The organism is Flavobacteriales bacterium (genome assembly GCA_013001705.1).
Lineage (GTDB): Bacteria > Bacteroidota > Bacteroidia > Flavobacteriales_D > JABDKJ01 > JABDLZ01.
Genome location: JABDLZ010000246.1, coordinates 1 through 2,650, shown reverse-complemented (window position 1 = coordinate 2,650; position 2,650 = coordinate 1). Strand labels below are relative to the sequence as shown.

General features: G+C 50.6%; 4 protein-coding genes. 3 read left to right on the top strand and 1 reads right to left on the bottom strand.

What is annotated here, in order from left to right:
- Positions 1–179, top strand: a 179-nt coding sequence (locus HKN79_09950; GenBank protein ID NNC83890.1) for a T9SS type A sorting domain-containing protein, incomplete at its 5' end; no start/stop codon positions are given.
- A 50-nt stretch (positions 180–229) separates the two neighbouring features.
- On the opposite strand, the gene HKN79_09945 is transcribed toward HKN79_09950, so the two are convergent.
- A complete protein-coding gene (locus HKN79_09945; protein ID NNC83889.1) occupies positions 230–730 on the bottom strand; it encodes a metallophosphoesterase family protein in 501 nt (166 codons plus the stop codon).
- A gap of 59 nt (positions 731–789) precedes the next feature.
- On the opposite strand from HKN79_09945, the gene truA reads away from it, so the two are divergent.
- Both truA and HKN79_09935 read left to right on the top strand, forming a co-directional pair.
- Positions 790–1,515, top strand: coding sequence for a tRNA pseudouridine(38-40) synthase TruA (gene truA / locus HKN79_09940; protein NNC83888.1), 726 nt, complete (start codon positions 790–792; stop codon positions 1,513–1,515).
- Positions 1,463–2,650, top strand: a 1,188-nt coding sequence (locus HKN79_09935; protein NNC83887.1) for an ABC transporter ATP-binding protein, incomplete at its 3' end; no start/stop codon positions are given. The genes truA and HKN79_09935, both read left to right, overlap by 53 nt.

Genomic DNA, 2,650 nt, shown 5'->3' with positions numbered 1-2,650 from the left:
GTGAAGACCAGATCGATGCCATCATTGTACGTGATGTGTTGGGAGCTACCGTACTCCGTGTAGAAAGTCCATTCTCCAATAGAGTGGAACTCGATATGAGCGGACTACAGTCCGGTATCTATTTCTTCGAAGTACAAGTAGAAGGAGAGATCAGCATCAATCGTGTGATCAAGAAGTGATCGAACACGGATAATCTTAGATGACCCGGGCCAAATTGGTCCGGGTTTTTTTATGCCTTGCCCCTCGCTCCCAGCTCTACCACTTCCAATTGGTGCAATCCACCTTTTTGCAGAGTGAATCGCAAGAGAGTACGCATCTTATGGAAGCCATGTTTCCCTGCAGCCCCGGGATTAAGATAGATTCCTCCAAAAGCTGGATCCTTCTTCACCAGACAGATGTGCGAGTGGCCGCATATGAACAGATCCGGTCTATCGCGATAAAGTTGATCCCGTAAGCGATGGTCATAGTTCCCCGGTCGACCTCCGATATGGGTCATCCATACTTTCAGTCCCTTGATCTGGAAACGCTGATGCAATGGGAATTCTGCCCGTATCTGTGCGTTATCGATGTTCCCATATACCCCACGTAGGGGAGCAATAGCGGCCAGAGCATCTGTCACAGAAAGGTCACCGATGTCACCTGCATGCCAGATCTCATCCATCCCTTGGAGGTGATGCAGGATCCGCTCATCCATATATCCATGCGTATCTGAAATAAGTCCTATCCGCATCTATCAGCCCTTACTTTTGTGCCTTCGATTATTATCGGGTGCCAAGATACTTCCTTCATATGGCCTACAAAGGGACCGCCTACCACGGATGGCAGCGACAGGCCAATAGCCTGAGTGTACAGCAAGTCCTAGAAGAAAGCTTGACCCAGTTGAATTACACGCATGCTGTCGTGACCGGGTGCGGACGAACGGACACCGGTGTGCATGCATCCGACTTCTATGCCCATGTCGATCTGGAGACTGCCGAGAATGCAGATCTAGCCTATGCACTCAATGCCGTTCTCCCGGCCGATATTGCCATCAAACAGGTCACCCCTGTAGACAGTGAGTCCCACGCTCGTTTCGATGCACTATCCCGGACCTACACCTATCGCATCCATCATCAGAAGGATCCTTTCCTCATCCATCAGAGTCTTTTTCATCGGAAAGTGCTGGATATCGATGCAATGAACCAGGCCGCAAGCCACTTGATCGGCCGGAAGGAATTCACCTCATTCGCCCGGCATCATGGTGCTCAGAAGACCGATTTCTGTGACGTACGAGAGGCGCTTTGGTCCCGGGAAGATGGGCGATCGGTCTTCACCATCACAGCCGACCGTTTCCTGAGGAATATGGTCCGGGCTATTGTGGGTACGCTATTGGAAGTGGGCACCGGAAAGTTGGTTCCAGAAGGTTTCAAGCTAGTCCTAGAAGCCAAGGAAAGAAGTGCTGCAGGAGCATCTGCCCCGGCTCATGGACTCTATCTCAGCCGTGTGGAATATCCATATATTGACCGCGATGAGTAGTGTGACTGGCAAGGCTTTCGATGTATCGGTTTTTCGCAGGATGATGTCCTATGCGCGGCCCTATCGGGTGCGCTTCTTCGCTACCTTGACAGTGATCATCGTCTTGGCCATACTGGGTCCCTTGCGGCCTTATCTGATCAACCAGATGGTCACCGGACCGATCAAAACAGGGGATTACCAGAGCCTCTTGAATTGGACCTTGCTCATTCTCGGGCTTCTTGTCATAGAAGCCATTCTCCAGTTCTTCCAGACTTACTCGGCCAATACACTGGGCCAGAACGTCATCTTGGATATCCGCACTAGGTTGTTCGACCATCTCACCGGATTCAAGCTCAAATATTTCGACCGTACTCCTATCGGCCGATTGGTCACGCGCGCAGTATCCGATATAGAGACCATCGCGAGTGTATTCTCCTCGGGCATACTGGTCATCATCGGAGATATACTGAAACTGGTCATCGTGGTGGGATTCATGTTCTATCTGAATTGGAAATTCAGTCTGGTCGTACTCCTGCCTATCCCTTTGTTATTGATCGCTACCCGCATCTTCAAAAAGGCCATCGAGAAGGCCTTTCGTAAAGTGCGTACCCAAGTCTCCAAGCTCAACACCTTTGTACAAGAGCACATCCAAGGGATGGGTATCGTACAGATATTCGGACGAGAAAGCGAAGAACAAAGACGCTTCCAAGCGATCAATAAAGAGCACAGGCAAGCTCATATCGACAGTGTGTGGGCCTATTCCATATTCTTCCCTGTGGTGGAGATACTGAGTTCCACTTCCATCGCGCTGCTCATCTGGTGGGGATTGAGGTCGATAGGAACGGGTCATGAAGATCCCTATGCGCTCTTCGGAGAAGTACTTGCCTTCATTCTCTACATCCAAATGCTTTACCGCCCTATACGTCAACTGGCAGACCGGTTCAACGTGCTCCAGATGGGTATGGTGGGTAGCGAACGGGTATTCGAGGTGCTGGATACTGAAGCTTCGTTACAGATAGAAGGAAATGCCGTTCAGACCCGATTGAACGGGGATATCCGTTTTGAGAATGTATGGCTGGCCTATAGCGGAGATGAATATGTGCTGAAGAATATCGACCTGCACGTGAGCGAAGGACAGACAGCGGCATTCGTAGGG

Bases quoted from the DNA above. Each gene is read 5' to 3' on its own strand.
- truA (NNC83888.1), top strand. From the start codon at position 790: ATGGCCTACAAAGGGACCGCCTACCACGGATGGCAGCGACAGGCCAAT.
- HKN79_09945 (NNC83889.1), bottom strand. From the start codon at position 730: ATGCGGATAGGACTTATTTCAGATACGCATGGATATATGGATGAGCGG.